24 protein-coding genes and 3 tRNA genes are annotated in these 25,199 nt (G+C 65.7%); 11 read left to right on the top strand and 16 right to left on the bottom strand.

What is annotated here, in order from left to right; genetic code table 11:
* Positions 1-9: 9 nt before the first annotated feature.
* From ACX80M_RS07600 to ACX80M_RS07590, 3 genes are all read right to left on the bottom strand, one after another.
* Complete coding sequence (locus ACX80M_RS07600) at positions 10-633, bottom strand: ATP-dependent Clp protease proteolytic subunit (RefSeq protein ID WP_248764136.1); 624 nt, start codon at positions 631-633, stop codon at positions 10-12.
* Between the two features lie 224 nt (positions 634-857).
* Positions 858-2,243, bottom strand: coding sequence for a trigger factor (gene tig / locus ACX80M_RS07595; protein ID WP_252613583.1), 1,386 nt, complete (start codon positions 2,241-2,243; stop codon positions 858-860).
* A gap of 85 nt (positions 2,244-2,328) precedes the next feature.
* Positions 2,329-2,403, bottom strand: a tRNA-Pro gene (locus ACX80M_RS07590).
* A 148-nt stretch (positions 2,404-2,551) separates the two neighbouring features.
* Here ACX80M_RS07590 and ACX80M_RS07585 point away from each other — a divergent pair.
* Positions 2,552-2,625, top strand: a tRNA-Gly gene (locus ACX80M_RS07585).
* Positions 2,626-2,684: 59 nt separating this feature from the next.
* Here the strand turns inward: ACX80M_RS07585 and ACX80M_RS07580 are convergent.
* From ACX80M_RS07580 to ACX80M_RS07570, 3 genes are all read right to left on the bottom strand, one after another.
* On the bottom strand, positions 2,685-3,605 hold the full coding sequence (locus tag ACX80M_RS07580) for an Fpg/Nei family DNA glycosylase (RefSeq protein WP_252599535.1): 921 nt from the start codon (positions 3,603-3,605) through the stop codon (positions 2,685-2,687).
* Complete coding sequence (locus tag ACX80M_RS07575; protein ID WP_459309343.1) at positions 3,605-4,099, bottom strand: ribose-5-phosphate isomerase; 495 nt, start codon at positions 4,097-4,099, stop codon at positions 3,605-3,607. The genes ACX80M_RS07580 and ACX80M_RS07575 overlap by 1 nt, the downstream gene beginning before the upstream one ends.
* Positions 4,100-4,176: 77 nt before the next feature.
* On the bottom strand, positions 4,177-5,193 hold the full coding sequence (locus ACX80M_RS07570; RefSeq protein WP_459309342.1) for a hypothetical protein: 1,017 nt from the start codon (positions 5,191-5,193) through the stop codon (positions 4,177-4,179).
* A gap of 110 nt (positions 5,194-5,303) precedes the next feature.
* Here ACX80M_RS07570 and pepN point away from each other — a divergent pair, with 110 nt between their 5' ends.
* Together pepN and ACX80M_RS07560 are read left to right on the top strand one after the other, a co-directional pair.
* Complete coding sequence (pepN, locus tag ACX80M_RS07565) at positions 5,304-7,871, top strand: aminopeptidase N (RefSeq protein WP_459309341.1); 2,568 nt, start codon at positions 5,304-5,306, stop codon at positions 7,869-7,871.
* A gap of 9 nt (positions 7,872-7,880) precedes the next feature.
* Positions 7,881-8,354, top strand: coding sequence for an OsmC family protein (locus ACX80M_RS07560; protein WP_252599538.1), 474 nt, complete (start codon positions 7,881-7,883; stop codon positions 8,352-8,354).
* A 100-nt stretch (positions 8,355-8,454) separates the two neighbouring features.
* On the opposite strand, the gene ACX80M_RS07555 is transcribed toward ACX80M_RS07560, so the two are convergent.
* Positions 8,455-9,447, bottom strand: a complete 993-nt coding sequence (locus ACX80M_RS07555; protein ID WP_252613577.1) for an NAD-dependent epimerase/dehydratase family protein — start codon at positions 9,445-9,447, stop codon at positions 8,455-8,457.
* A gap of 122 nt (positions 9,448-9,569) precedes the next feature.
* On the opposite strand from ACX80M_RS07555, the gene ACX80M_RS07550 reads away from it, so the two are divergent.
* On the top strand, positions 9,570-10,262 hold the full coding sequence (locus ACX80M_RS07550) for a mechanosensitive ion channel family protein (protein WP_252599540.1): 693 nt from the start codon (positions 9,570-9,572) through the stop codon (positions 10,260-10,262).
* Between the two features lie 4 nt (positions 10,263-10,266).
* Positions 10,267-10,719, top strand: a complete 453-nt coding sequence (locus ACX80M_RS07545; protein WP_305884324.1) for a globin — start codon at positions 10,267-10,269, stop codon at positions 10,717-10,719.
* Between the two features lie 52 nt (positions 10,720-10,771).
* Here the strand turns inward: ACX80M_RS07545 and ACX80M_RS07540 are convergent, their stop codons facing one another.
* On the bottom strand, positions 10,772-11,428 hold the full coding sequence (locus ACX80M_RS07540) for a hypothetical protein (RefSeq protein ID WP_104060850.1): 657 nt from the start codon (positions 11,426-11,428) through the stop codon (positions 10,772-10,774).
* A gap of 63 nt (positions 11,429-11,491) precedes the next feature.
* On the opposite strand from ACX80M_RS07540, the gene ACX80M_RS07535 reads away from it, so the two are divergent.
* Positions 11,492-12,472: an acyl-CoA thioesterase gene (locus tag ACX80M_RS07535; RefSeq protein ID WP_252599541.1), complete on the top strand. Its 981-nt coding sequence runs from the start codon at positions 11,492-11,494 to the stop codon at positions 12,470-12,472.
* A gap of 102 nt (positions 12,473-12,574) precedes the next feature.
* Here ACX80M_RS07535 and ettA read toward each other — a convergent pair whose 3' ends face one another.
* The 3 genes from ettA to ACX80M_RS07520 all read right to left on the bottom strand — a co-directional run bounded on the left by ettA (position 12,575) and on the right by ACX80M_RS07520 (position 15,551).
* Positions 12,575-14,257, bottom strand: a complete 1,683-nt coding sequence (ettA, locus tag ACX80M_RS07530) for an energy-dependent translational throttle protein EttA (protein ID WP_058932192.1) — start codon at positions 14,255-14,257, stop codon at positions 12,575-12,577.
* A gap of 46 nt (positions 14,258-14,303) precedes the next feature.
* Positions 14,304-14,861, bottom strand: coding sequence for a DUF6993 domain-containing protein (locus tag ACX80M_RS07525; RefSeq protein WP_459309340.1), 558 nt, complete (start codon positions 14,859-14,861; stop codon positions 14,304-14,306).
* Between the two features lie 108 nt (positions 14,862-14,969).
* Positions 14,970-15,551, bottom strand: a complete 582-nt coding sequence (locus ACX80M_RS07520) for a single-stranded DNA-binding protein (protein WP_252599543.1) — start codon at positions 15,549-15,551, stop codon at positions 14,970-14,972.
* 214 nt (positions 15,552-15,765) lie between these two features.
* Between ACX80M_RS07520 and ACX80M_RS07515 the strand changes: the two genes are divergently transcribed.
* A tRNA-Arg gene (locus ACX80M_RS07515) sits at positions 15,766-15,838 on the top strand.
* A gap of 114 nt (positions 15,839-15,952) precedes the next feature.
* On the opposite strand, the gene ACX80M_RS07510 is transcribed toward ACX80M_RS07515, so the two are convergent.
* Genes ACX80M_RS07510 through ACX80M_RS07500 form a run of 3 tightly spaced genes read right to left on the bottom strand, consistent with a single transcriptional unit; the run spans position 15,953 to position 19,190 of the window.
* Positions 15,953-16,810 (bottom strand): sugar phosphate isomerase/epimerase family protein, encoded by an 858-nt coding sequence (locus tag ACX80M_RS07510; protein WP_252613575.1) that lies wholly within the window; start codon positions 16,808-16,810, stop codon positions 15,953-15,955.
* A complete protein-coding gene (locus ACX80M_RS07505) occupies positions 16,807-18,021 on the bottom strand; it encodes a dihydrodipicolinate synthase family protein (protein ID WP_252609468.1) in 1,215 nt (404 codons plus the stop codon). Before ACX80M_RS07505 ends, ACX80M_RS07510 begins: the two co-directional genes overlap by 4 nt.
* Positions 18,021-19,190 (bottom strand): Gfo/Idh/MocA family protein, encoded by a 1,170-nt coding sequence (locus ACX80M_RS07500; protein WP_252613573.1) that lies wholly within the window; start codon positions 19,188-19,190, stop codon positions 18,021-18,023. The genes ACX80M_RS07505 and ACX80M_RS07500 overlap by 1 nt, the downstream gene beginning before the upstream one ends.
* A 178-nt stretch (positions 19,191-19,368) precedes the next feature.
* Between ACX80M_RS07500 and ACX80M_RS07495 the strand changes: the two genes are divergently transcribed.
* Both ACX80M_RS07495 and ACX80M_RS07490 read left to right on the top strand, forming a co-directional pair.
* Positions 19,369-20,457: a LacI family DNA-binding transcriptional regulator gene (locus ACX80M_RS07495; protein ID WP_252613571.1), complete on the top strand. Its 1,089-nt coding sequence runs from the start codon at positions 19,369-19,371 to the stop codon at positions 20,455-20,457.
* A 171-nt stretch (positions 20,458-20,628) separates the two neighbouring features.
* Positions 20,629-21,099 carry a GNAT family N-acetyltransferase gene (locus ACX80M_RS07490; protein ID WP_252609462.1) on the top strand — a complete coding sequence of 157 codons (471 nt, stop codon included), beginning with the start codon at positions 20,629-20,631 and terminating at the stop codon, positions 21,097-21,099.
* Here ACX80M_RS07490 and map read toward each other — a convergent pair.
* A complete protein-coding gene (gene map, locus ACX80M_RS07485; protein ID WP_252599549.1) occupies positions 21,086-21,853 on the bottom strand; it encodes a type I methionyl aminopeptidase in 768 nt (255 codons plus the stop codon). The two genes, ACX80M_RS07490 and map, sit on opposite strands and share 14 nt — an antisense overlap.
* Positions 21,854-21,993: 140 nt before the next feature.
* Here map and ACX80M_RS07480 point away from each other — a divergent pair, with 140 nt between their 5' ends.
* Positions 21,994-22,770: a DNA alkylation repair protein gene (locus ACX80M_RS07480; protein ID WP_459309378.1), complete on the top strand. Its 777-nt coding sequence runs from the start codon at positions 21,994-21,996 to the stop codon at positions 22,768-22,770.
* A gap of 15 nt (positions 22,771-22,785) precedes the next feature.
* Here ACX80M_RS07480 and mptB read toward each other — a convergent pair whose 3' ends face one another.
* Entirely contained in the window at positions 22,786-24,342 is a 1,557-nt protein-coding gene (gene mptB, locus ACX80M_RS07475; RefSeq protein ID WP_252599551.1) for a polyprenol phosphomannose-dependent alpha 1,6 mannosyltransferase MptB, read from the bottom strand.
* A gap of 161 nt (positions 24,343-24,503) precedes the next feature.
* On the opposite strand from mptB, the gene orn reads away from it, so the two are divergent.
* The gene (gene orn, locus ACX80M_RS07470; protein WP_082575783.1) at positions 24,504-25,136 is read left to right on the top strand and encodes an oligoribonuclease; all 633 of its coding nucleotides are present in this window, start codon (positions 24,504-24,506) and stop codon (positions 25,134-25,136) included.
* The last annotated feature ends 63 nt before the right edge of the window (positions 25,137-25,199 follow it).

Genomic DNA, 25,199 nt, shown 5'->3' with positions numbered 1-25,199 from the left:
AGTGCCGGGTTACTTCTCGGAGGCTGACTCGCCGGAGGTAGCGTTGGCGGTTCCGCCGCCGCCTGAGACGGAACCGGCGTGGGCCGCGATCTTGTCGAAGAAGCCGTATTCGAGGGCTTCAGGCGCGGTGAACCACTTGTCACGGTCGTTGTCCTTGAGGATGGTATCCACGGACTGGCCGGTCTGGTCCGCGGTCAGTTCGGCCATGACCTTCTTCATGTGCAGGATCAGTTCGGCCTGGATCTTAATGTCCGAGGCCGTGCCGCCGATGCCGCCGGAGGGCTGGTGCATCAGGACCCGGGCGTTGGGGGTGGCGTAGCGCTTGCCCTTGGTGCCTGAGGAGAGCAGGAACTGGCCCATGGAGGCTGCCAGGCCGGTGGCGACGGTGACGACGTCGTTCGGGATGAACTGCATGGTGTCATAGATGGCCATGCCCGCGGTCACGGAGCCGCCGGGAGAGTTGATGTAGAGGTAGATGTCCTTTTCCGGGTTCTCGGCGGACAGGAGCAGCAGCTGCGAGCAGATGGCGTTGGCGTTGTCGTCACGCACCTCGGAGCCCAGCCAGATGATGCGCTCCTTCAGGAGGCGGTTGTAGATGTAGTTGTCCTGGCTGGCCGGATCTACAGTCGCCATCCGGGGGGCCTCTGCGTGCTGTGACATGTGTACTTACCTCTCGCTGGTGACGGTGACATCACTGAACTTCACTACTTGGACACTAACCGGTTTGGTGGCCGATTTGTTCGCGGGAATCGCGCTGTTCGCTGACGGCGCACGATCCCTGCGAGAGCCCGTTAACCAAGGCAGCCCCCGGACCAATAGGTCCGGGGGCTGCCTTCAGTCGCACTGCCAGGGGCGTGCTAGAACTTCACGGCTGCCGGGTCGTCACTCGGGGTGGCCTCGGTCTCGGCGTTGGTGTCTTCAGCAGCCTCAGCGGCGGGAGCCTCTTCTTCGCCGCCGGGGCGGACGAAGTCGCTGAGGTCAACGGTCTTGCCCTCGGTGTCGGTCACGGTGGCCTGGCCCAGGACAACGGCCAGTGCCTTCCGGCGGCGGACCTCAGAAACCATCATGGGAACCTGGCCGCTCTGATCGATGATCTGGGCGAACTGGTTCGGGTCCATGCCGTACTGGCTGGCGGCGCTGACGATGTAGTCGATCAGCTCAGCCTGGCTGACGTTGACTTCTTCCTTTTCGGCAATGGCGTCAAGGATGACTTCGTTCTGGAAGGCGCGGGCGGTGTTGGCCTTGACCTCTTCGCGGTGCTCCTCGGTGTCGTGTTCGCCTTCACCGTGGCCGTTGCCCTCCTTGAAGTGCGCGTCGACCTGCTCGTCGACCACAGAGTCCGGAACCGGAACCGCAATGAGCTCAACGAGCTTGTCCAGGACCTTGTCCCGGGCCTCTACGCCCTGCTCAACAACCTTGGAGTCGGCGGCCTGCTTGGCCAGGTCCTCGCGGAGTTCGGCAAGGGTGTCGAACTCGGAGGCCAACTCGGCGAAGTCGTCGTCGGCCTCGGGAAGCTCGCGCTCCTTGACGGCCTTGACAACAACCTTCACCTGGGCGGACTCACCGGCGTGGTCACCGCCCACCAGGGTGGTTTCGAAGATGGCGTCCTCGTCAACGCTGAGGCCGGTCACGGCCTCGTCCAGGCCCTCGAGCATGGTTTCGGTGCCCACCTGGTAGGACAGGCCGGACGCGGAATCAACGTCGGCGCCGTCAATGGTGGCGGTGATGTCGATGGTCAGGAAGTCGCCATCGGCGGCCGGGCGGTCCACGGACTTCAGCGTGCCGAAGCGGCCGCGCAGTTCATCCAGGGCCTTGTCAACGTCTTCGTCGGAGGACTCCGCTGCGGCTACCTCGACCTTGATGCCGGCGTAGTCCGGGAGTTCGATCTCCGGACGGATATCAACCTCGGCGTGGAACTTCAGTTCCCCGTCCGTGGAAGTGGGGTCCGGAACTTCGGTGATTTCAACCTCGGGACGGCTCAGGGGGCGGATGCCGGATTCCTGGACTGCAGCCTGGTACCAGCCGTTGAGGCCTTCATTGATGGCCGTCTCCAGGACGTAGCCGCGGCCAACGCGCTGATCAATCAGCTTGGACGGGACCTTGCCCTTACGGAAGCCAGGGACCTGGATCTGCGAAGCAACAGTCTTGTATGCCTCGTCGATGCTGGGCTTCAATTCCTCAAAAGGGACCTCAACATTGAGCTTGACCCGCGTGGGGGTGAGGTTCTCGACAGCGCTCTTCACGGTCTAAGTACTCCTGGGTTTGTGGGATGGGTTTCTGCAAACGCATTTTTCTGCCCGGGCCGCTTGCACGGCCCGAGCCGCAGAGTCGGGGTGACAGGATTTGAACCTGCGACTTCCTGCTCCCAAAGCAGGTGCTCTAGCCAAGCTGAGCTACACCCCGTAAGTGCACAGGCAAGTCTACGGTCATCCGGGCGTTCTTTGCACATTTGACACGTGGGGCATGAATTAGGTTTAGTTGTATCCGGCTTCAACAGCCAGCCCGAAGAAACGCAGAGCAGCCAGACGCAACAGCTGAGCTGTATTTTTCCGGGGACGTAGCTTAATGGTAAAGCCTCAGTCTTCCAAACTGATTACGCGGGTTCGATTCCCGTCGTCCCCTCCACATAAGCAGGGCCCCTCAGCTGAGGGGCCCTGCTTTTTTGTTTGGCCGGCTGGGGTTGGCTACTGCTGGCAGCCGGGGCACCAGTAGAGCTTGCGGCCCACCATTTCGGTGATGGCCACCGGCACGGCGCAGACCCGGCAGGGCTGCCCTTCGCGCTTGTACACAAAGTGGGCGTCGCTGCCCGTGGGCAGGAGCGCCCCCGGTTCCCGGTTATCCGGCTCCCAATACACCGGCGGTGTGGTGATGATCCGCCCGTCGCGGACGCCGTCGGCCATTACTGCGGCTGTGTCGTCCCACAACAGACCGGCGGCGCTGCTGGAGAGTCCAGTACCCGGCAGCCATGGATCCAGCCGCTGCCGGAACAGCACTTCGGCCCGGTAGACATTCCCGACGCCGGCAATCACCTTCTGGTCCATCAGCAGCGCTGCGATGGACGTCTTGCGGAACAAAAGGCCCGTCACAAAGCGGGTCCTGTCCGCGTGATGGTTGTGCAGCGGATCCGGCCCCAGCCGGGCCAGGACGGCCCGGGCTTCTGCATCGGTGATGGCCGCGCATGTGGTGGCACCGCGGAGGTCCGCCCAGCCATGCTTGCTGACCAGCCGGACACGCACGGCGCCGCGGGGCTCGGGAGGTCCCGCGTACTCAACCATCCCGGCGTCGTCGGTAGTTTCGGGGTCCTCGAAAACCTCGCGCTCCCCGATCTTCCGCGGGGCACCGATGCTGGAGGCCCCGCTGAAGGTCGCGTCGCCGCCGAAGTCCCAGGCCCCGTAGAGCCCCAGGTGGACGTGCAGCACCACGGCGTGGTCAAAATGCAGGAAGAGATGCTTGCCGTGGGCGCGCGAATCCGTCAGGACCTGGCCGTCCAGCAGGGCTGCGCCGGCAACGAACCGGCCCTGCGGGCTGCTCACGGATAGCGATTCCCCGGTAAAGACGTCCCCGAACTGTTGCGCCAGGCGGCGGACTGAATGCCCTTCGGGCACTATTCGATGACCTCGCCGGTGGTTTCGTAAGCCGCGATCTTGCCGATGCGGCGGACGTGCCTTTCGTCGTTGCTGAAGGGCTCAGCCAGGAACGCCTCGATCAGTTCGGTTGCTTCCCCGACAGTGTGCTGGCGGCCGCCAACGGCCACCACGTTGGCGTCGTTGTGTTCGCGTGCCAAAGTTGCGGTGGAGTGGTTCCAGGCGAGGGCTGCGCGGACCCCCTTGACCTTGTTGGCGGCGATCTGCTCACCGTTGCCCGAACCGCCCAGGACGATACCCAGGGCGTGGATTCCTGCCTGCTGGTCAGCGACGACGGCGAGCGCTGCGTTGATGCAGAAGGACGGGTAGTCGTCCAGGGCGTCGTATTCCTTGGGGCCGTGGTCCACCACGTCGTAGCCCTTGGCCGTGAGGTGGCTGACCAGGTGGGCGCTGAGTTCCATGCCGGCGTGGTCGGTGGCGATGTGTACCCGCGGGAAGGCAGGGGAAGAAGTCACAGCAGTATCCGTTCGTTTCGGCGCCGGGGCCAGCAGTGCTGGTTCAGGCCAGGGTCAGATCATCAGGGACAAGGTTACTAGGACTCGGACTCCGGCGCGCGTTCGCCGGAAGTGCCCCCGTGCGCCCTGGCAGCCACCCGGGTCAGGACTTCCGCCAGCCGGGCCGCGGATGCCGGGCTGCCGCCGCTGACCGCAAGGTTGCGCCCATCTGTTTGATGAACGACGACGGCGGGGCCGCTGCTGACCAGCATCGCGGCGGTGCCGCTGTGGTTGCGGTAGCCCCACCCGCCGTAGTCGGCGGCGCGGACGTCCGCGGCACTTGCGGTGGAGATCGCGGCCGCCGGCACATCCATGACCGGCAGCACTCCGGCCACCAGGACACGCAGGCCGCGGCGATCGGCCTTGACACGGGCGCAGAGGAAAGCAGCGGCCACCACAGCGAGGGCAGCCACCAGGGCCCCGAGCCAGGGAAGCGCCACAGCGATCAGCGCGGCCGGGAACAGGCTTGCCACCGCGATCATCACAAAGACCGAGCTGCGGGCGTGCACCCACATCCGGAACGTGTCCCCCGCAAGCTCCGGGTCAAGCTCGCGGGCGAGGGCCAGCTCCAGGGCCCGGTCATCGTCAAGCGACCACTGCCGGTCGGCCTTGAACACGAAGCCCATGATGACACCCAGCGACAACGCCGCCCCGCTGCCCAATGCGAGAACCGTGAGATCCACCCGGGACTCCCGGGCGTCCGCGAGGCCGGCCTGCCCCACCAGCCCGGCCGCCAGGACGCTGGTGATGAACAGGCTCAGGAACAGTCCCGTCCCCATCATGATCCGGCGCATCACAGCGGGCCGGGACAGCGGTGCCGCCTGGAACATGACCAGCCAGCCTGAGGCGATGATAAGCAGCGCGCCGCCGCCCGCATAGGCGCCGAACGGGGCAAAGGAGGCGCCGCCGTCGGCCGTCCAGCTGATGGCTACGGGGTCAGGAAGATCGGGACGCAGCAAGAAGGCGCAGAACACAAAAGCCGCCGCCAGGACCACGGGAAAGCCGACGGCGAAGCGCAGTGCCTTGGTGTCCACCGAATCCCGGAACTTTCCCATGCATTAACGCTACTCCCGCCGGAGGCCGTGACAGAATGACTTCACTGTGCCGGTGCAGGCCACCGCCCGCCGGCAACCGCAACCCCTTCTGGAGGCCCCACTTGCCAGGTATGAACCTGACTCGCGCCGAAGCCCGCGAGCGTGCCGCACTCATCAACGTTGACTCCTACGATGTCATCCTCGACCTGACCAGGGGCGGGAAGGTCTTCGGGACCACCACCACGGTGAAGTTCACGGCAGTGCCGGGTTCCACCACTTTCATCGACGCCGTAACGCATGCCGTGCACAGCGTCACGCTCAACGGGCACGCCCTGGACCCTGCGGCAGTGTCCGACGGTATCCGGATCCAGTTGCCGGACCTGGCGGCGGCCAACGAGCTCACGGTGGTGGCCGACGCGCCGTACATGAACACCGGCGAAGGCCTGCACCGCTTTGTGGATCCGGTGGACCACGAGGTATACCTGTACACCCAGTTCGAGGTTCCCGATTCGCGCCGGATGTTCGCGGTGTTTGAGCAGCCCGACCTCAAGGGCACCTTCAGATTCACGGTCACCGCGCCGTCGCACTGGGATGTCATCTCCAACTCCCCCACCCCTGCCCCGGTGGAAGCCACACCAGGGGACGACGGCGGCGCCCGCTCCGTCTGGACGTTCGCCCCCACACCGCGGCTGTCCTCCTACGTCACCGCCCTGATCGCCGGCCCGTACCAGTCAGTCCGCAGCGAAGTGGCCAGTTCCGACGGCCGGCTGATCCCGCTGGGAGTTTTTGCCCGGAAGTCCCTGATGCAATATCTCGACGCGGACAACATCTTCGAGCTGACCCGTCAGGGCTTCGAATTCTTCGAGGCGCAGTTCGGCTTCCCGTACCCGTTCGAGAAGTACGACCAGCTCTTTGTGCCTGAGTTCAACGCGGGCGCCATGGAGAATGCCGGCGCGGTGACCATCCTGGAAGGCTACGTTTTCCGGAGCAAGGTGACCGGGGCCCAGATCGAGCGCCGGGCCATCACCGTGTTGCACGAACTCGCCCACATGTGGTTCGGCGACCTGGTGACCATGCGCTGGTGGAACGACCTCTGGCTCAACGAATCCTTCGCCGAATACATGTCCCACCTCGCGGCCGTGGAAAACACGTCCTTCACGAGCGCGTGGACCACTTTCGCCTCGGTGGAGAAGTCCTGGGCCTACCGCCAGGACCAGCTGCCCACGACGCACCCGATCTTCGCCGACATCAGCGACCTGCAGGACGTGGAGGTCAACTTCGACGGCATCACCTACGCCAAGGGCGCCTCGGTCCTGCGCCAGCTGGTGGCCTGGGTGGGGCCAGAGCAGTTTATGGCCGGGGTCCGGGAGTATTTCGCGAAGCACGCCTGGCAGAACACCGAGCTGAGCGACCTCATGGTGGAGCTGGAGAAGGCCAGCGGCCGCGACCTGGACCAGTGGGGCCGCCTCTGGCTGGAGACCGCCGGCGTCAATACGCTCAAGCCGGAGCTCTCCGTGGACGGCTCCGGGACGCTGACGTCCTTCACCATCGTGCAGTCAGCCGTCGAGGAGTGGCCCACCATCCGTCCGCACCGGCTCGCCGTCGGGTTCTACAACCTGAACAGCTCGGGCAAGCTGGAGCGCGTGCACCGCGAGGAGCTCGACGTCGACGGCGAGCGCACCGAGGTCCCGGAACTGGCGGGCCTGGCGCAGCCTGACCTGATCCTGGTCAACGACGACGACCTCGCCTACGCCAAGGTCCGGCTGGACGAGAAGTCCCTCGCCACGGCAACGGCGCACCTGAAGGACTTCAGCGAGAGCCTGCCGCGCACCCTGGTGTGGAACTCCGCCTGGGACGCTGCCCGCGACGGCGAGTCCCCGGCGCGCCGGTATGTGGAGCTGATCCTGGCCAACGTGGCCGCGGAATCGGATTCTTCGGTGATCCTGGTCCAGCTGCGCCAGCTGGCCACCACGCTGAACTTCTATGTGGCCGAGGAGCACCGCGAGGCCACCACGGTCGCCGCCGTAGACACGCTGTGGGACCTTGCCAGCGCAGCGCTTGGCGGGTCCGACGCCCAGCTGCAGTTTGTGAAGTCGTTTGCCCTGCTGGCCGGCAGCTCAGGCCAACTGGACACCGTCGCCGGGCTCCTGGACGGCACCGCCACCCTGGAGGGGCTGGCCGTCGACCAGGACCTGCGCTGGGAGCTGCTGGCGTCCCTGGTGGCCGGTGGCCGGCGGGGCCAGGCACAGATCGACGCCGAACTGGAGCGCGACAACACCGCCAGCGGACAGAACGCCGCGGCGCTGGCCACGGCCGCCATCCCCACCGCCGAAGCCAAGGCCGCAGCGTGGGACTCGATCGTGGTCACGGGAGAACTCTCCAATGCGCTCCAGGGTTCAGCCGTCACAGGCTTCATGCGGGTGCTGGACCGTTCGCTGCTCGAGCCGTATGCGGAAAAGTACTTCGAGGCTGTTCCCGGGATCGTGGCAAACCGCACACACGCACTCGCCCAGCAGATCGTCGTCGGGCTTTATCCGGCACTGCTGACCACGCAGGCAACGGTGGACCGGACGGATGCTTTCCTCGCCGGGCTTCCGGCCGACAGCAGCGCCCTGCGCCGCATGATGCTGGAAAACCGGGACGGCGTGGCCCGGGCGTTGCGGGCACGCGCGGCCGACGTGCTGCCGGGCGAAGCCTAGGCCGGCGCCGTGGGCCTGGGCGAGCACCACTATTCCCTGACGGTGCAGTGGACCGGCAACCTGGGTAACGGCACGTCGTCGTACCGGGGCTACTCACGGGACCACGACATCCGGATCCCCGGGCTGCCGGTCCTGCCCGGTTCCGCCGATCCGACGTTCCATGGGGACCGTGACCGCTACAACCCGGAGCAGCTGCTCCTGGCGGCGTTGGCGCAGTGCCACATGCTGTCGTTCCTGCATGTGGCCGTGAAGCACGGGGTGGTGGTGACCGACTATCAGGACGACGCCACCGGTGTGATGCGGCTGAACCGCGACGGCAGCGGACAGTTCGAGTCCGTCACGCTGAACCCGAGGGTGACCGTGGCGGACGCGGCCCATGTGGATCTGGCTGAACAGCTTCACCGCGAAGCCAACGCGGTCTGTTTCATCGCCCGCAGCGTCAACTTCCCCGTGGATCATTCGCCCGTGACCCTGGTGGCCTGAGACCCAACTGGGTCGCACTAACTGTCGTTATGGGAAGTCATAACGACAGTTAGTGCGACCTACATGGGTGGGGTGCTACCCAGTTCGCGTCCGGCCGGACTCAGCGGCTTCGAACAAGCTCCTCTGCCAGCCGTGCTTCGGTGGCGGGCGTGAGCCCTGCCTTGCGGGGGCGGTCCAGGCCGCGGCGTCGTTCGTCCTCCAGTGTGTCCGCCAGTGTTTCCTGCCAGGGTCTTATGGCCAGCCCGGCGGCCCTGGCGGCGTGGTTGCCGCGGCTGCAGAACCCCTCGTGGCCGGGCGGCAGCCACAGCGGGAGGGAATCCGGTCCGGCCCAGTAGTCGATCCCGTGCTCCACCAGCCAATCCTCCGGGGCCTTGAGGACTTCGCCCCGGTATTCGGCCACTGTTTTGGCCGCCTCGATGTAGTTGCCAAAGGGCACCTGGTCCCCCACGGCGTTCAGCGGCCCCGTCACCCCACGCCGGGCAGCATCGAGGACCCAAGCCGCCAGGTCCCGCACATCAATGACCTGCGTGGCGTGGGCGTCGATATCCGGGACCACGGCCGGGCCGTCGTCCCTGGCGAACCTCGCAGGCCAGTAGCCGTACCGGTCCGTCCCGTCACCGGGGCCGCTAATCAGGCCGGCGCGGCAGAGGTGCGCCCTGTCCCCCGCGGCCTCCAGGGTGGCCTGTTCAATCGCTGACTTGGATTCACCATATGTATCCGGAGTGGATTCCGTGCCTGCTGGCAGCGGTGCCAGCAGGTCAGCGTCCTCAGCCGCTCCCGGCGTCGAATGGTCTGCGTAGACGGAGCAGCTGGACACAAACGTCCAGTGGGCGGTCCGGTGGGCCAGTGCGGTCAGCGCCTCCTTGGCAGGGACAGGATCGCGAGCCACGTCAATCACCGCGTCCCAGTCCCTTGCCACCTGTGCATAGCTGTTCACGCCGAGTGAACGGTCCGCTCTTACCCACTGGACGCCGGCTGGCGGTTCCGTCGCGGATCCGCGGGCCAGGCACGCGACTGTGTGACCTGCGGAAACGGACTGCCTGGCGATTTCAGACGAGAGAAAGGCGGTTCCGCCCAGAATGAGGATGCGCATGGGGCCACGCTACGGCGCTAGGGTTGAAGGAGAACAGAGCCTTATGCCGCGGGCGAACCTGTGCATGGGCCGACGTCATCCCCCCGGCCGCCGCCGGTGACCCCCCAAGGAGTTTTACCTCTATGTTCAGCACGATGTCGCTTACACCCCCGCCCCTCACCTCGCAGCCAAGCGGCGTCAGCATTACGGGCATTGTGATCAGCCTTGGCGTCGGAATCGCGATATGGCTGGTGGCCACCTTCGTAATTTCCCGGATCAGCAAGCGAGTGGCGTCGGGTACCAATTTCTTCAAGAAACCGCACTTCAAGTGGGTTGCACCCGCCCTGCGGGCCCTGGATCACGAGCGCCGCGTGCAGCGGGCGGAAACCATCGGTTCCCTGCTCAACAGCATCGTCGGAGTTCTGGTGGCCGTGATCACCACCATGTACGTGCTGCAGAACCTGGACATCAACATCGCCCCGCTGCTGACCAGCGTGGGAATCCTGGGTATCGCCATCGGTTTTGGCGCGCAGCAGCTGATCCGTGACTTCCTCGCCGGGATCTTCATCACCATCGAAGACCAGTACGGGATCGGCGACGTCATCGAAACCAGCGAAGTAGTGGGTGTGGTCGAGTCAATGGGGCTGCGCATCACCCGGGTCCGCTCGGAGGACGGCGCCATCTGGTACCTCCGCAATGGCGAGATCCTTCGCGTCGGCAACCGTTCGCAGGGCAACTACGTGCCAGTGCCGGACTTGCCGGCCGCCGGGCCGGACACTGCCCTGAGTGCGCCCGCCACCGAGGCGAAAAAGACCGAGCAAAAGGCCGGAGAATAGAGACATGACCATACCCGCCGAGCCGCAGCAGCCACGCCAGCTTATGCAGAACGATCCCTTCAGCCAGCCCGGCTACACGGACAACTTCTACAACGCCGTGGGCGGCCACGAGACGTTCGTCAAGCTGATCGATGTCTTTTACGACGGCGTAGCCACGGACCCGCTGTTGCGCCCGATGTACCCGGAGGAGGACCTCGAACCGGCCAAACGGCGGTTCCTGATGTTCCTGGAGCAGTACTGGGGCGGCCCCACCACGTACGGCGAGGAACGCGGCCACCCGCGCCTGCGGATGCGCCACATACCGTTCCGGGTCACGCCGGAGGCCAAGGACCGCTGGCTGTTCCACATGCGGACCGCTGTCGATGCCCTGGAACTGCCACCCTTGTACGAGGGAACGCTCTGGGACTACATGGAACGCGCCGCCCTGTCCATGGTGAACAGCCCGTCGGAGGCCTGACGCGGCCTTCGGGCTTAGCGTATGGGCGCGTACGACGGCGGCTGGCCGGGTTTTAGAGGCCGCTGCCGGTGCGTGCCAGGACGTGGCCGCGTGGACCACTGAGGCGGAACCAACGGCCCGCCCGGTACAGCTTCTGGTCCGCGTCTGCGAGGAATCCCAGGGTGAGGGCCGCGAAGGCGGCTCCTGCCGGAAGGCCGGAGTCATCAAGGGCCCGGCCCCACACAGCGGCGCGTGCGTTGTTGACGATCAGCGCCCCCGGCTGGGCGGGCATGATGCCCGCCACTTCGGTGATGCCGGCTTCGGCCGCGCGCCGGAGTTCAGCATCCGACAACGCACCCACCAGTTCCCAGCCGGTGCGCGGTGCGCCGACGCCTGTCCACGATTCGGTGACGGTGGACGGCGGAACCGGCAGCTCGACGTCGTCCTCCCCTGCCCTGGCAAGCCGGTCAAGAACGGCTGAGAGCGGTACCGTCACGTCAATCGCGGAAGGTTCCGCCAGCGCCATGGTGCGCAGGCCCAGGATGGTGGGGGTGGATTCGCCCAACAGGCGGGGCCGCAGAATGCACACGTAGGCCGCGAGAACGGAACCTGCGGCCTGAAGCCGGATGGCGCCGTCGTCGACCGTCTTGGCACGGGTGGTGAATGTTCGCAGATCGGCGAGATCACGCGGGTCGGCGAACCGGAAGGACTTCGTAAGTAGGTCAGACACATTAAGAACACTACCGGCTGAAGCTTGGTTGAGCAGCGGCCGGGCGGCGTCTAGAGTCGATCCATGACTGAAGCCGAAACCGGACTGCTGGCGCCACCCAGCGGCGACCCCACCGAAACGCTCATCCAGCTCCTGGACCTTGGTGAGCTTGAGGGCGCCCGGACGGATGAGGACATCTTCCTTGGCCCATCGCAGCAGCAGCCCCGGCAGCGTGTGTTCGGCGGCCAGGTGCTGGCCCAGTCGCTGGTCGCTTCCATGAGGACGGTGGACCCGGAACGGTTTGTCCATTCCATGCATGGCTATTTCCTCCGGCCCGGCGACGCCAACAAGCCCATCACGTTCGGTGTCCAGCGCCTGCGTGACGGCCGGTCCTTTTCGGCGAGGCGTGTCCATGCCTACCAGGAAGGGGTGCCCATCCTTTCGATGATCGCGTCCTTCCAGGACCTGGACGAAGGCCTCGACCACGAATCCAAGATGCCCGCCGGCATTCCCGATCCTGAGTCGCTGCCGAGCACGGCCGACCTGCTGGGCAAGTTCGACCACCCCATCGCCCAGCATTGGGCTTACGAGCGGCCCTTTGATATCCGGCACGTCGACCCGCCGCTCTACGTTTCGGCCAAAGGCAAGAAGGAGGCCCGGAACGCCGTCTGGATGAAGACGTTCGGGCCCATGCCCGATGATTCAAACCTGCACCGGGCCGCCCTGGCCTACGCCAGCGACTACACGCTGCTGGAATCCATCCTGCGCCGCCACGGGCTGAGCTGGATCACGCCCGGCATGAGTGTCGCCAGCCTCGACCACGCCATGTGGTGGCACCGTCCCGCCCGGGTGGACGAATGGCTGCTCTACGTCCAGGAATCCCCCAGCGCCCAGGGAGCCCGCGGCCTCGCAACGGGCAAAATTTTCAACCGGGCCGGGCAGCACGTTGCCTCGGTGGCGCAGGAGGGCATGGTCCGGGTTCCCACCGACCTGAAAAACAAAGTAGTTGGCGCGTTCCAGTCCAAAGTCCTGGAGCACCAGATCCGCAAGGCCGGGCGGAACTGAGGCTGAGCGGGCTGACTGAGCCCGCTGGCAGAGCGGGCTGACTGGCTCCCGGCAGGCAGCAGAAAGGCCGACACCCTGACGGGGTGCCGGCCTTCTTTGCGATCAGTCGCGGGTGAGGCGGCGGTGCGTCACGCGGTGCGGCTTGGCCGCATCGGGTCCGAGCCGCTCTACCTTGTTCTCCTCGTAGGATTCGAAGTTGCCCTCGAACCAGTACCACTTGGCGGGGTTTTCCTCGTCGCCTTCGTAGGCCAGGATGTGTGTGGCCACCCGGTCCAGGAACCAGCGGTCGTGCGATACCACCACGGCGCAGCCGGGGAACTCCAGCAGCGCGTTTTCAAGGCTGCTGAGCGTTTCGACGTCGAGGTCGTTAGTGGGTTCGTCAAGGAGCAGCAGGTTACCGCCCTGTTTGAGCGTCAGTGCAAGGTTGAGGCGGTTGCGCTCACCACCGGAGAGCACCCCGGCCTTCTTCTGCTGGTCCGGACCCTTGAAGCCGAAAGCGGCAACGTAGGCGCGGGACGGCATTTCGACCTGGCCCACCTGGATGTAATCGAGGCCGTCCGAAACAACTTCCCACAGGGTCTTGTTCGGGTCGATGCCGCCGCGGCTCTGGTCCGCGTAGGAGATCTTGACAGAATCGCCGATCTTCAGCTCACCGCCGTCGAGCGGCTCCAGGCCAATGATGGTTTTGAACAGCGTGGACTTGCCCACGCCGTTGGGGCCGATGACGCCGACGATGCCGTTGCGGGGAAGCGTGAAGGACAGTCCGTCGATCAGGGTGCGGTCGTCGAAGCCCTTCTGCAGGTTCCTGGCTTCCAGGACCAGCCCGCCCAGGCGCGGGCCCGGCGGGATCTGGATCTCTTCGAAATCAAGCTTGCGGGTGCGGTCAGCCTCGGCAGCCATCTCCTCGTAGCGGGCCAGACGGGCCTTGGACTTGGTCTGGCGGCCTTTGGCGTTGGAGCGTACCCACTCGAGTTCCTCGGTGAGGCGCTTGGCCTGCTTGGCGTCCTTTTTGCCCTGGACTTCCAGGCGGGCACGCTTCTTCTCCAGGTACGTGGAGTAGTTGCCTTCGTAGGGGTACAGGTGGCCGCGGTCAACCTCGGCGATCCATTCCGCGACGTGGTCAAGGAAGTACCGGTCGTGGGTGACGGCAAGGACTGCGCCGGCGTAGCTGGAGAGGTGCTGTTCCAGCCACAGTACGCTCTCGGCGTCGAGGTGGTTGGTGGGCTCGTCCAGGAGCAGGAGGTCGGGCTTCTGCAGCAGGAGCTTGCAGAGGGCCACGCGGCGGCGCTCACCGCCGGAGAGCAGCGTCACGTCGGCGTCCGCGGGCGGGCAGCGGAGGGCGTCCATGGCCTGCTCAAGCTGGGAGTCGAGATCCCAGGCCTCAGCAGCGTCAATGGCTTCCTGCAGCTGACCCATTTCTTCAAGCAGGACGTCGAAGTCAGCGTCGGGGCTGGCCATTTCCTCGGAGATCTCGTTGAAGCGCTGGATCTTGCCGTAGATCTCGCCAACGCCTTCCTGGACGTTGCCCAGGACAGTCTTTTCCTCGTTCAGTGGCGGTTCCTGCAACAGGATCCCCACGGTGTAACCGGGGCTGAGCCGGGCCTCACCGTTGGAGGGAATGTCCAGTCCGGCCATGATCTTCAGGATGGTGGACTTACCGGCACCGTTCGGGCCTACAACACCGATTTTGGCGCCCGGGAAGAACGACATGCTTACGTTGTCAAGAATGAGTTTTTCGCCAACTGCCTTGCGGGCATTGGTCATTGTGTAGATAAATTCCGCCATGGTTCCAAATCTAGTGGGTTGGCGGGCTTAACTCACATTCGAGGCGTCAGGCAGCCGCTCCCACGAAACACTTGCCGCTGGCCAAGACAGGCAGAATGATAACGGTGACCTTGCCGTCACGGACCTGTCCCACCACGCAGTCCGTGCCCTGCAACACAGCGACCTCAATGGCATCAGCTTCCAGCCCGGTAGGCGTCCGGCTCGCCGACACTTCGAGCGCCGGCGGGGAAATCCCGGCGCCGGTCAGGGCATCTGTCACCTGGGCTGTGGCTGGCTTTGGTGTCCCCGCCGCCAGCTTCCCCAGCGCATCCGTCACAGTCTGTTTCATCGCCACGGTGTCCGGATCCTCCGCCGGGGACGTGGCGGCCGGCTGGGTGGAGCCCGTGGTTGCCAGCCCCGAGGGGGGTGCCATTTCGCCGGGCGTGGCAGCGCCCGTGCCTGCCGCCGTTGGGGAGCTGCCAGTGCAGGCTGCAAGCGCAAGAACCATCAGGAGGCTTCCGGCGAGCGCCGCAGGCGCCCGACCCGCACGTGCCCCAAACCGCCGGGAACGGGTGGTCCGGCTGGTGATTGGGGTTGCCTGCCGGTTGTCCGTCGCGCGATTCATGCCGCCATTCTGCCACGCGGCCACGCCTGGGACGGAACGGTCCCGGCGCGGGCGGACTGCCGGCCCCGGGCCCGCCCGCGTCCCGTGCGGTATCCAACGCCAGCACTTTCAGACGGTGGCTCCGGCGAGCTCGCCTGTTTCAGCATCCACCGGAATGCGGTTGCCGTCTGCATCCTCGTGGAAGACTCCCAACGCTGCAGCGTCGTCGTCCGTGTGCTCCCCTTCTTCCGGGTCTCCGCCGTCCTCGTCAGGATCAGCGGGGCCGACGCCGCTGCCCTCCGCTGACGCCTCCTGCCCTGCCGCGCCGTTGTCTGAGACGAGGTGCAGTCCGGTGTCGCTGGTACGGATGTAGTTGGCCGAACCGCGCTTGAGGTCGTGACCCACGGAATCCGCATCGATTTCGGCCGAATGGTAGACCCGGCCGTCTTTCTCCCAGCTGCGCAGCTTGAGCCGGCCAACGACGATGACGCACTGGCCCTTCTTGATGCTGCAGGCCATGTTTCCGGCAAGCTGACGGTAGCCCTGGACGTTGAACCAGTTGGTGTGGCTATCCACCCAGGTGCTGGTGGCCCGGTCAAAACGCCGCGCCGTTGAACCGAGGCGGAACGAGGCGGTGCCAACGCCGCCCGGAGTCGTGGAGGTCTTGATATCCGTGGCAACGAAGCCCCGGAATGTTTGGTAGTCAGTCATCGTCTTGTCCTGTCTCGAAAGGTAGCGCCTTAGCGGCAGAACCAGCTTCGCGCGGACGGCACCGGACCGCGAGGGACAACTTCGCGTATGTGCACAACCCTGCCTGCAACCGCCCTGTTGAGGAGGAGTACCGGCAGTGCGCGACGCTGACGCTGCTGCGCGTCGGGGCAATGTAGACTTTTGATGCGCCGGATCTATCGTCGTGGCGCCACGTGCCCCAGTAGCTCAGGGGATAGAGCAGCGGCCTTCTAATCCGCCGGTCGGGGGTTCGATTCCCTCCTGGGGCACAAGTTGTTGAACCAGCACCTCCGCTACGGATGGGCCGGTCAGCGAAGAACACCCCCGGTCTTCGGACCGGGGGTGTTCTTCGTTGTGTGAGTGTTACGAACCTGCGGTGTGAATCAGGCGTAGGGCAGGACGAGTTCCGCGTAGCGGGCCTTGACGGTCTCCATGACAGCATCTCCGTCGGCGTCCCAGATCTCCTGGTTGAAGATTTCAACTTCGATGTCCCCGGTGTACCCGGCGTCCCTGACCCAGGTGCCGATGGTGGCGAAGTCGATGACGCCGTCGCCCATAAATCCGCGGGACAGCAGTGGATCGGCCGCTATGGGCATGTTGAAGTCACACACCTGGTAGGAGGCGATGCGCCCGTCCCTGCCAGCACGTACAATCTGGGCCTTCAGGTCCGGGTCCCACCAGACGTGGAAGGTGTCGACGGCGACGCCCACCGCCTGAGCATTAAACGGGGCTGCAAGATCCAGGGCCTGGCCCAGGGTCGAAATGACGGCGCGGTCCGCTGCGTACATGGGGTGCAGGGGTTCGAGCACCAGCCGGATGCCGTTCTCGGTGGCGAACGGGACAAGATCGGCGAGGCGGTCGGCAACGCGCTGGCGGGCTGCCACCACGTCCTTCTCCCCCGGCGCCAGGCCGCCGACCACCATGAAGAGTTCCCTGGTGTCCAGCGCAGCGGCTTCGAGGACGGCCGCGCGGTTGTCCGCCAGGGCGGCGGCCTGGCCCTCAGCGTCGGGCGCTGTCAGGAAGCCGCCGCGGCACAGGGAGGACACCCGGAGGCCCGCGTCCTTGATCAGCTTCGCGGCCTTGTCCAGCCCCGCTTCTTCAACCCGGTCGCGCCACGGGGCGATCGCGGGGATTCCGGCGCGTACACAGCCACCAACAACTTCGGCAAGCGTCAGCTTCTTGGTGGTGGCGCTGTTCAGGGAAAGCCGTGAAAAAGGGGACGGTTCTGAATTGGATGTCATACTCCCACTCCGTTGATGCGCAGGTAGTCGGACATCCGGAACGCGGCGAGCGCCGGGTCCTTCAGCAGCCCTGCCTGGTCGGCAAGTTCGAAGGTCTTGGCCAGGTGGCAGACGGAGCGGCCGGAGTGCAGGCCGCCCACCATCTGGAAGCCGGGCTGCCTGCCGTTGAGCCATGACATGAAGGCGATCCCGGTCTTGTAGTAGAACGTGGGGGCGCTGAAGATGTGCTTGCCGAGCTCGCGGGTGGAGTCCAGGATGGCGCGCGCTTCCTCAGCCTTGCCGGCGTCGTACTTCTGCAGCGCAACCGATGCGGCAGGGTAGATCGCAGCGAAGATGCCCAGCAGCGCGTCCGAGTGGTGGCTGCCGTCGCCGTCGATCAGTTCCGGGTAGTTGAAGTCGTCGCCGGTGTAGAGGCAGACCCCTTCCGGCAGGGCAGCGCGCAGGGCAACCTCGTGCGAAGCATCCAGCAGCGATACCTTCACGCCGTCCACCTTGTCCGCGTGCTGGCGGACAAGGGACAGAAAGGTCTCGGTCGCGGCAGCGACGTCGTCCGAACCCCAGTAGCCGGCCAGCGCGGGATCGAACATGGTTCCGAGCCAGTGCAGGATGACGGGCTGGTCCACTTCCTGCAGCAACGTGGAGTAGACGTGCAGGTAGTCGTCCGGACCGTTGGCCACGCGGGCCAGCGCCCGGGAAGCCATCAGGATGATCTTGGGTCCGGCTTCACTGACGACGGCGATCTGCTCGCGGTAGGCGTCCAGGACAGCGGCGAGTCCTGCGTTGCCGGTGGGCAGTGCGGCGAGGTCCAGCTGGTCGGTGCCGGCGCCGCACGAGACGAGATCGCGCACAGTCTTCCCGGCGGTAGCGGGGCCACCGGCAGCGACCACCGAAGCGGCCTCCACACCGGTGCGCTTGATGAGCTGCTGGGTTGCGGCCCAGTCCAGGCCCATGCCGCGCTGGGCGGTGTCCATCGCATCGGCGACACCGAGGCCGTAGGACCAGAGTTCGTGCCGGTACGCCAGGGTGGCGTCCCAGTCGAGGCTGGCCGGGGCACCTGGCGTGTTGTCCGCCAGGACCTCGGGAATGACGTGCGCGGCGGCGTAGGCACGCCGCGACGTGAGCGGGACGGTGGGGCGGGCCCACGACACGCCGCCCTGGAGGCGGTACTCGCGGGTGCCGCCGCCGTGGGTGGGAAGAATCAGGGAAGTCATCAGAGCGTGATCTCCGGGATGTCGATGGTGCGGCGTTCGTCGTTGGACTGCAGGCCAAGCTCGGCGAGCTGGACGCCGCGGGCGGCGGACAACAGGCCGAAGCGGTGCTCGCGGCCGGCCACCACGTCGCGCAGGAACTCTTCCCACTGCAGCTTGAAGCCGTTATCCAGCTCGGCGTTGGCAGGGACTTCCTGCCACTGGCTGCGGAAGGATTCCGTGACGGGCAGGTCCGGGTTCCAGACGGGCTTGGGGGTGTGGGCACGCTGCTGGGCTACGCACTTGTTGAGTCCGGCAACGGCCGAACCGTGCGTGCCGTCGATCTGGAATTCCACAAGCTCGTCGCGGTAGACGCGGACAGCCCAAGAGGAGTTGATCTGGCCGATGACCGGCTCGCCCGCCGGCGTTTCGAGTTCGAAGATGCCGTAGGAGGCGTCGTCCGCCGTGGCTTTGTACTCCTTGCCTGCCTCGTCCCAGCGGGCCGGGATGTGGGTGGCGGTCTTGGCGTTGACGCTCTTGACCTTGCCGATAATGCCTTCGAGGACGTAGTTCCAATGGCAGAACATGTCCGTGGTCATGCCGCCGCCGTCTTCTTTGCGGTAGTTCCAGGACGGTCGCTGTGCTGCCTGGACGTCGCCTTCGAAGACCCAGTAGCCGAATTCGCCGCGGATGGACAGGATGCGGCCGAAGAAGCCTTCGTCCACGAGGCGGCGGAGCTTGACCAGGCCGGGCAGGTACAGCTTGTCGTGCACAACACCGGCGGTGACGCCGGCTTCTTTGCCGATGCGGGCCAACTCGATGGCCTCTTCGAGGGACTCGGCCGTGGGCTTCTCGGTGAAGATGTGCTTGCCGGCCAGCATTGCCTTCTTGAGCGTGGCAGCGCGGAGGCTGGTCATGGAGGCGTCGAAGATGATGTCCACGGTGGGGTCATTGATCACGGAATCAAGGTCCGTGGTCCACTCGGCCACCTTGTGCAGTTCGGCCAGTTCGCGGATCTTGGCTTCATTGCGGCCCACCAGGATGGGCTCCACCTGGACCTTGGTGCCGTCCTCCAGCGTGAAGCCCCCAGCGTCGCGGATGGGAAGGATGGAACGCAGCAGGTGCTGGCGGTAACCCATCCGGCCGGTGATGCCATTCATGGCGATACGGATCGTCTTTGTTTCGAAGCCCATGTGTCCTCCACGGTGAGTGAGCAGTGTTACTCAAGGGATATTGGGAAAGCGCATTCCCACTGCGTCCATCATGCACCGCTCGCGTTCGGGTTGGCAAGCGCTTTCCCAAAGTATCCTCAAACTGCCATACTGAAAGCGGCGCTAACGGCGCTGAAAGTCTGTACGAACGGGAGAAGTTGTGGCTGCAAGTACCCTCACCGAGGTGGCCCGGCTGGCGGGCGTTTCGCCGGCCACCGCCTCCCGCGTGCTGAACGGCTCCGCCCGGATACCCGGCAAGGATATTGCGGACCGGGTGCGCCAGGCCGCCGAATCCCTCGGCTACATTCCCAACGCCCAGGCGCAGGGGCTGGCCAAGTCCAGCTCCGGGCTGATCGGGCTGATCGTGCATGACATTGCCGATCCGTACTTCGCAGCCATTGCCCGCGGCGTCCAGGATGCCGCGAGGGAACAGCACAAGATGGTGCTGCTGGCCACCACCGAGGGCGCTCCAGACAGTGAGAAGGAGGCCGTGGCTGCCTTCGCCGCACGCCGCGCCGATTCCATCGTGATCGCAGGATCACGGACCTCCCGCACCGAGGACCTGGAAGGCAACACCGAACTCGCTGCGGAACTGGACCGATACTGCCGCAACGGCGGCCACGTGGGCGTGATCGGCCACGGGATTGTGGGGGCCGCGACAGCGGACGGCTACCACGTGGTGAGTGTGCCCAATGAGGAGCTGGCCGCGCAGCTCGCAACCGAGCTGGCCGCGTCGCGGGAAGAAGACTTCGTCATCGTCGGCGGCCCGGAAGGGCTGTTCACCTCCGACGACCGGATCCGTGGGTTCCAGCGCGGCCTCGCCAGCGCCGGCCTGCCTGCCGCGGACGTCATCCGCACGGACTTCACCCGTGCGGGCGGCTTCGAGGCCGGCCTCGCCCTGGCTGCACGGATCACAGCGTCCCAACCCGGGACCGCGACAAAACGGCTCTGCATCTTTGCCGTCAACGATGTTATGGCCATCGGGGCCGCTGCCGCGCTGCGCTCCCAGGGACTGCGGATCCCGCGCGACGCCGCCGTTGCCGGTTTCGACGATATTGAGACTCTGCGCGATTTCCGGCCGGCCCTCTCCACGGTGCACCTTCCCCTGGAGGAGATCGGACGGCAGGCCGCCAGCAGCGCAGCCGGCCCGTCCGCCGACGATGCCGGATCGCCCCCGATAACCGGCCAGGTCATACTCCGGCGCAGCACCGAAGTGGCACACCCGACCAGCGCCGAGTCGGTGGCCTGACCAGCATGACGGACGGGCCCGCCCCCGGCCTGACGACGGCCGCGGCGCAGTGGAACGGCGTCGAGCGCTTGTTCAGCCGCCCCGGCGAGCCGTCCCCGCTGCTGGTGCCGCTTCTTTGCCCTCACCGGTCCGGAGTACTCCGCGCTGGGGCCGGCCGCCCGCAAGGCACAGTTGAAGGAAAGGTTCGACGGCGGCTCCCCCGCCCCCGGCGTCCTCGCCTTCGTCGACGGTCAGCCCGTGGGCTGGTGTGCCGTGGAGCCACGGACCTGTTATCCCCGAGTGCTTCGCTCCCGCATGCTGCGGCTGGCTGAGGAACCAGGGCCGCCCGATTCCGAAACAGCATCACCGGATGCGTCCGGCGGGGTGTGGTCAGTGACCTGCTTCGTGGTCGCCGCCGGCCACCGCCGGAGCGGTGTGGCAGCCGCGCTGCTGCGCGCCGCCGTCGAGCATGCCCGGCTCAATGGTGCCGACGTTGTGGAAGGCTACCCGGTGGACCGCGAGCAGCGGCCCAACGCGGGACCCGCAGACCTTTACCACGGCACGCTGAACCTCTTCCTGCGCGCCGGGTTCACCGTGGACAGCAGCGCCGTCCCAGGGCGGGCCATGGTGCGCCTGAGCCTCACCGGACCTAAGGGAGCGTAAGGATCAGCGGGCCATCGGCAGTGATGGCCACTGTGTGTTCGCTGTGGGCAGCCCGGCGTCCGTTGGCGGAACGCAGCGTCCAACCGTCGTCGTCCTGATAGTAGTCGTCCTTGCGGCCAAGGATCAGCATAGGCTCGATGGCGATGACCAGCCCCTCGGTGAGCTTGATCCCCCGTCCCGGCCTGCCGTCGTTGGGCACCGGCGGTTCGGCGTGCATGGTGCGGCCGATCCCGTGGCCGCCGTGGTCAGCCAGCAGACCGTAGCCCGCCCGCCGCGCGGCGCCGCCGATCGCGTAGGCAAGATCGCCCATTTTGTTGCCGATCCGGGCTGCCTCGATCCCACGGGCCAAGGCGGCATCCGTGGCATCAATGAGGGCCTGGTCCACAGGATCGGGTGTTCCCACAATGAAACTGACGGCCGCATCGCCGCACCAGCCCTCCAGGAATGCCCCGCAATCCACGCTTAGCAGGTCACCGTCCTGGAGTCTGTAGCCGTCGGGGATTCCGTGGACCACGGCGTCGTTCACACTTGTGCAGATCACGCCGGGAAAGGGAACTGCGGCCCAGCGCGGGTGGTAGTCCAGGAAGGCCGGTGTCGCTCCCGCCGTGGCAATCGTCTCCGCGGCCAGCGCATCGAGGTCACGCAGGGTGACACCCACTCCGGCGGCCTGACGCACCGCCGCCAGGGTATTGGCCACCACCCGCCCGGCTTCGCGCATGAGGGCAATCTGCTCGGGAGTCTTGATCATGGACATGCAGGGAACCTCCGACGTCGGGTAGCACGGTTCACGGGAACGTGCAGTTTGTCTGGTCCCACTCTAGAGCCGTCCCGCTGAGGATGGACCGGCCGACATCCACGCCGCCGGCACCTCGCTAAAGTTGCACCATGGACCGAATGTCGCCGAATGACGAATCGCTGGACACGGACGCACCGGTCACGGATGCTCCGGGTACGGAGACTCCGAACCGCGAGTTGCTGGATGCCGTGCGCGCGGCGCTGCGGGAGCGGACTGACCCGGTGCGGGCCACTGGCGCGCAGGCGTATATGAAGTCCAGCCTGCCGTCACTGGGCGTCAGAGTCCCGGAAGTCAGGCGGCTGGCGCTGGCCGCTGCTTCCGTCCACCCCGTTACGTCGGCGGGCCAGTTGCGGGCCACGGTGCTGGAACTCTGGCGCGGCTCCACAGTACGCGAGGAACGCTATGCGGCCATTGACCTGACAAGCCTCCGGTTGGTGGCCCGTGACCAGCTGATGCTCCCGGTCTATGAGGAGATCATCCGCACCGGCGCGTGGTGGGATTTCGTGGATGGGGTGTCGCATCGTATCGGCGGGCTTCTTCAGGCCCACCGGCCCATGATGACCGAACTCCTGCTGGCCTGGAGCACGGACCAGGACTTCTGGATCCGGCGGTCGGCCATCACCTCGCAGTTGAAGGCCAAGGCCAGCACGGATCAGGACCTGCTGCGGGCTGTCATTGAGCCGAACCTGGCGGACCCGGAGTTTTTCATCCGGAAGGCCATTGGCTGGGCGCTTCGTGAATACGCCAAAACGGACCCGGAGTGGGTACACGATTTCGTGGTGGAAAAGGGTACGCGGTTGAGTCCGCGGTCCCGGAAGGAAGCCTTGCGGCATCTGGAACAGGGCACGACGGCGGGAATCACCGGCGCCGGATAACCGCGCCTGCGGAGACTAGATAACGGGGCGTTCGGTCACCGGTTCGGCCGACTTCCGGAAAAGCCCTTTGGTGTCTGGATCCATGAAGATCAGGTACATAGCAAAAAGCAGGCCGGTAATCGCCGCCGCGAAGCGGGCCAGGACCAGGGCAAGTCCCAGGTCCTCGGTCTGGAGGTAGGGAAATACCTCCAGCTGGTCAGAAATGGCGTAGATCATGAAGAACGATACGATGAAATACAGGGCCTTGACCTGCCAGTCATTGCGGATGCCTGTCACCGCGAACAGCGGGATGAGCCACACCACGTACCAGGCCTGGATCATCGGCGCCAGCACCACAATGGCCGCAAAGCCCAAGGTGAGGCGGCGGATCAGCCGCTCATGCTCACCCCTGAATATCTGGAAGGCGACGATGCCTACGGCAAGTATTTTGCCGGCGTCGAACACCCAGTCGGCGAGCGTCCACCCGTCGAGGCCGAAGGCGTTCGAAACGGAAGCGACCATCAGCCCCACCAAGCCCACCGGCGCGTACCAAATGAAGAGGCTGCCAGGGGCGGACAGCCCATTGATCCAGCCGAAGCCGAACCCGTTGACGAGGCTCAGGCCGTACAGAATGGCCAGGCTCAGCCCTCCGGTCAGTCCCCAGAACAGGAATTTCCGCGGCCAGCCGGCGTTCTTGCCTGCCCAGATCAGGCCGATGAACGGCAGGAAAACGATGGTGATGGGCTTGACGGCGATGGAAAGGGTGACGAGGACTATGCCCAGCACCACGCGCCTGGTGGCCGCGTAATACAGCCCGGCAAGGGCCAACCCGATCATGAGGGCGTCGTTGTGGACGCTGGCGATGAAGTTGGTGAGGAACAGGGGGTTGGCCGCGGTGAGCCACAAGGCGCGGTGCGGATTGACGCCGTGAAGCTCGGCCAGCTTGGGCACGTAGATGACACAGAGGACCACACCAAACAGCGCCACGAGCCTGAAAAGCATCACGCTGGCCTCGGGCTGGACGTTGGTGGACCAGACCACAAACTGCTCGATCCACAGAAACAGCTGGCCGTACGGCACGGGAGCTTCAGTCCACTGCTTGTCGGCGCCAAGCTGGAAATAGTTGGACAACGCCGAGATGCCGTTCTCGTAGGGGTTGAACCCCTCCACCATCAGCCTGCCCTGACCAATGTAGGCATACACGTCGCGGCTGAAGAGCGGGACGGTGAACATCAACGGCAGGCCCCATGCTGCGATGGCCTGCAGCGTTGCCTTTCGCGCCGCCGGCCCCCATACGCGGACCCGCTGGCCGAGCCTCAGCCAGGAGCGGACCAGGAGCATGCCGCCTACCGCAACCAGCACGATGGCCAGGGCAACGCCGATGGCCTCCGTCCGCATCCAGATAAAGATCGGTACGCGGCGGAGTTCGGAAACGGGGGCCAGCCAGCCGACGCCGAGGGATCCGAACACCATAAGCACCGAGCCGACAAGACCGGCAAGGATGGGGGACCTGGCGTTATCCACTTCTGCCGCACCGGGCTCCGGGATCACGCTGGCCGCCATCTCCCCCGTTGCAGGCACAGGCGCCGTCATCTTAGGATCGTCCAATCTCTTTACACTCGGCGCTTCAGTCCCGCGGGCGGCTGTGGCCGCCCGGGCCGCGCAGACACCGCACAGCGGCAAAATCCTCGCCCCATGTACCCGAAATCCTAGCATCGGACGGTTGCGCCGGAGCTAAACGGTAGGCTGGTCCGGTGCCTATATCTAACGAACGCATCGTCTGGATCGACTGCGAAATGACCGGCCTGGACATCAAGAACGACGCCCTGATCGAGGTGGCGGCGCTGGTGACGGACTCAGAGCTCAACATTCTCGGCGACGGTGTGGACGTGGTGATCAAGCCTGAGGATGCGGCCCTCGCCCAGATGAACGACTTCGTGAGGGACATGCACACCCGGTCCGGGCTGCTCAAGGAACTGCCGCACGGCAAGACCATGGCCGAGGCCGAAGCCGCCGTGATGGAATACATCGAAAAGTGGGTGCCGGACCCGCGCAAGGCACCGCTGGGCGGCAATTCCGTGGGGACCGACCGCGTCTTCCTCTCCCGCGACATGCCGGCCGTTGTGGAGCACCTGCATTACCGCGTGATCGACGTGAGCACCATTAAGGAACTCTCCCGCCGCTGGTTCGCCCGGGCTTACTTCCAGTCCCCCGCCAAGAAGGGCGGCCACCGCGCCCTGGGTGACATCCAGGATTCCATCGACGAGCTCCGCTACTACCGCGAGGCGGTTTTCGTTCCGGCTCCGGGGCCTGACAGCGCCACGGCCCGTGAAGTCGCCCAGCGCATCACTGCCTCGCCGGGCACAGCAGGTATTCCGAAAGAGTAATCTGCGCCACGTTTGGCGGAAATTTTCGCAAAAAGCCCAAAAATGGCGCAAGCACCCTCAAAC

It is taken from the genome of Pseudarthrobacter sp. MDT1-22 (genome assembly GCF_054511035.1).
Note: the sequence above shows the minus strand (reverse complement) of the source record. Positions and strands in the feature narration are given on the sequence as shown.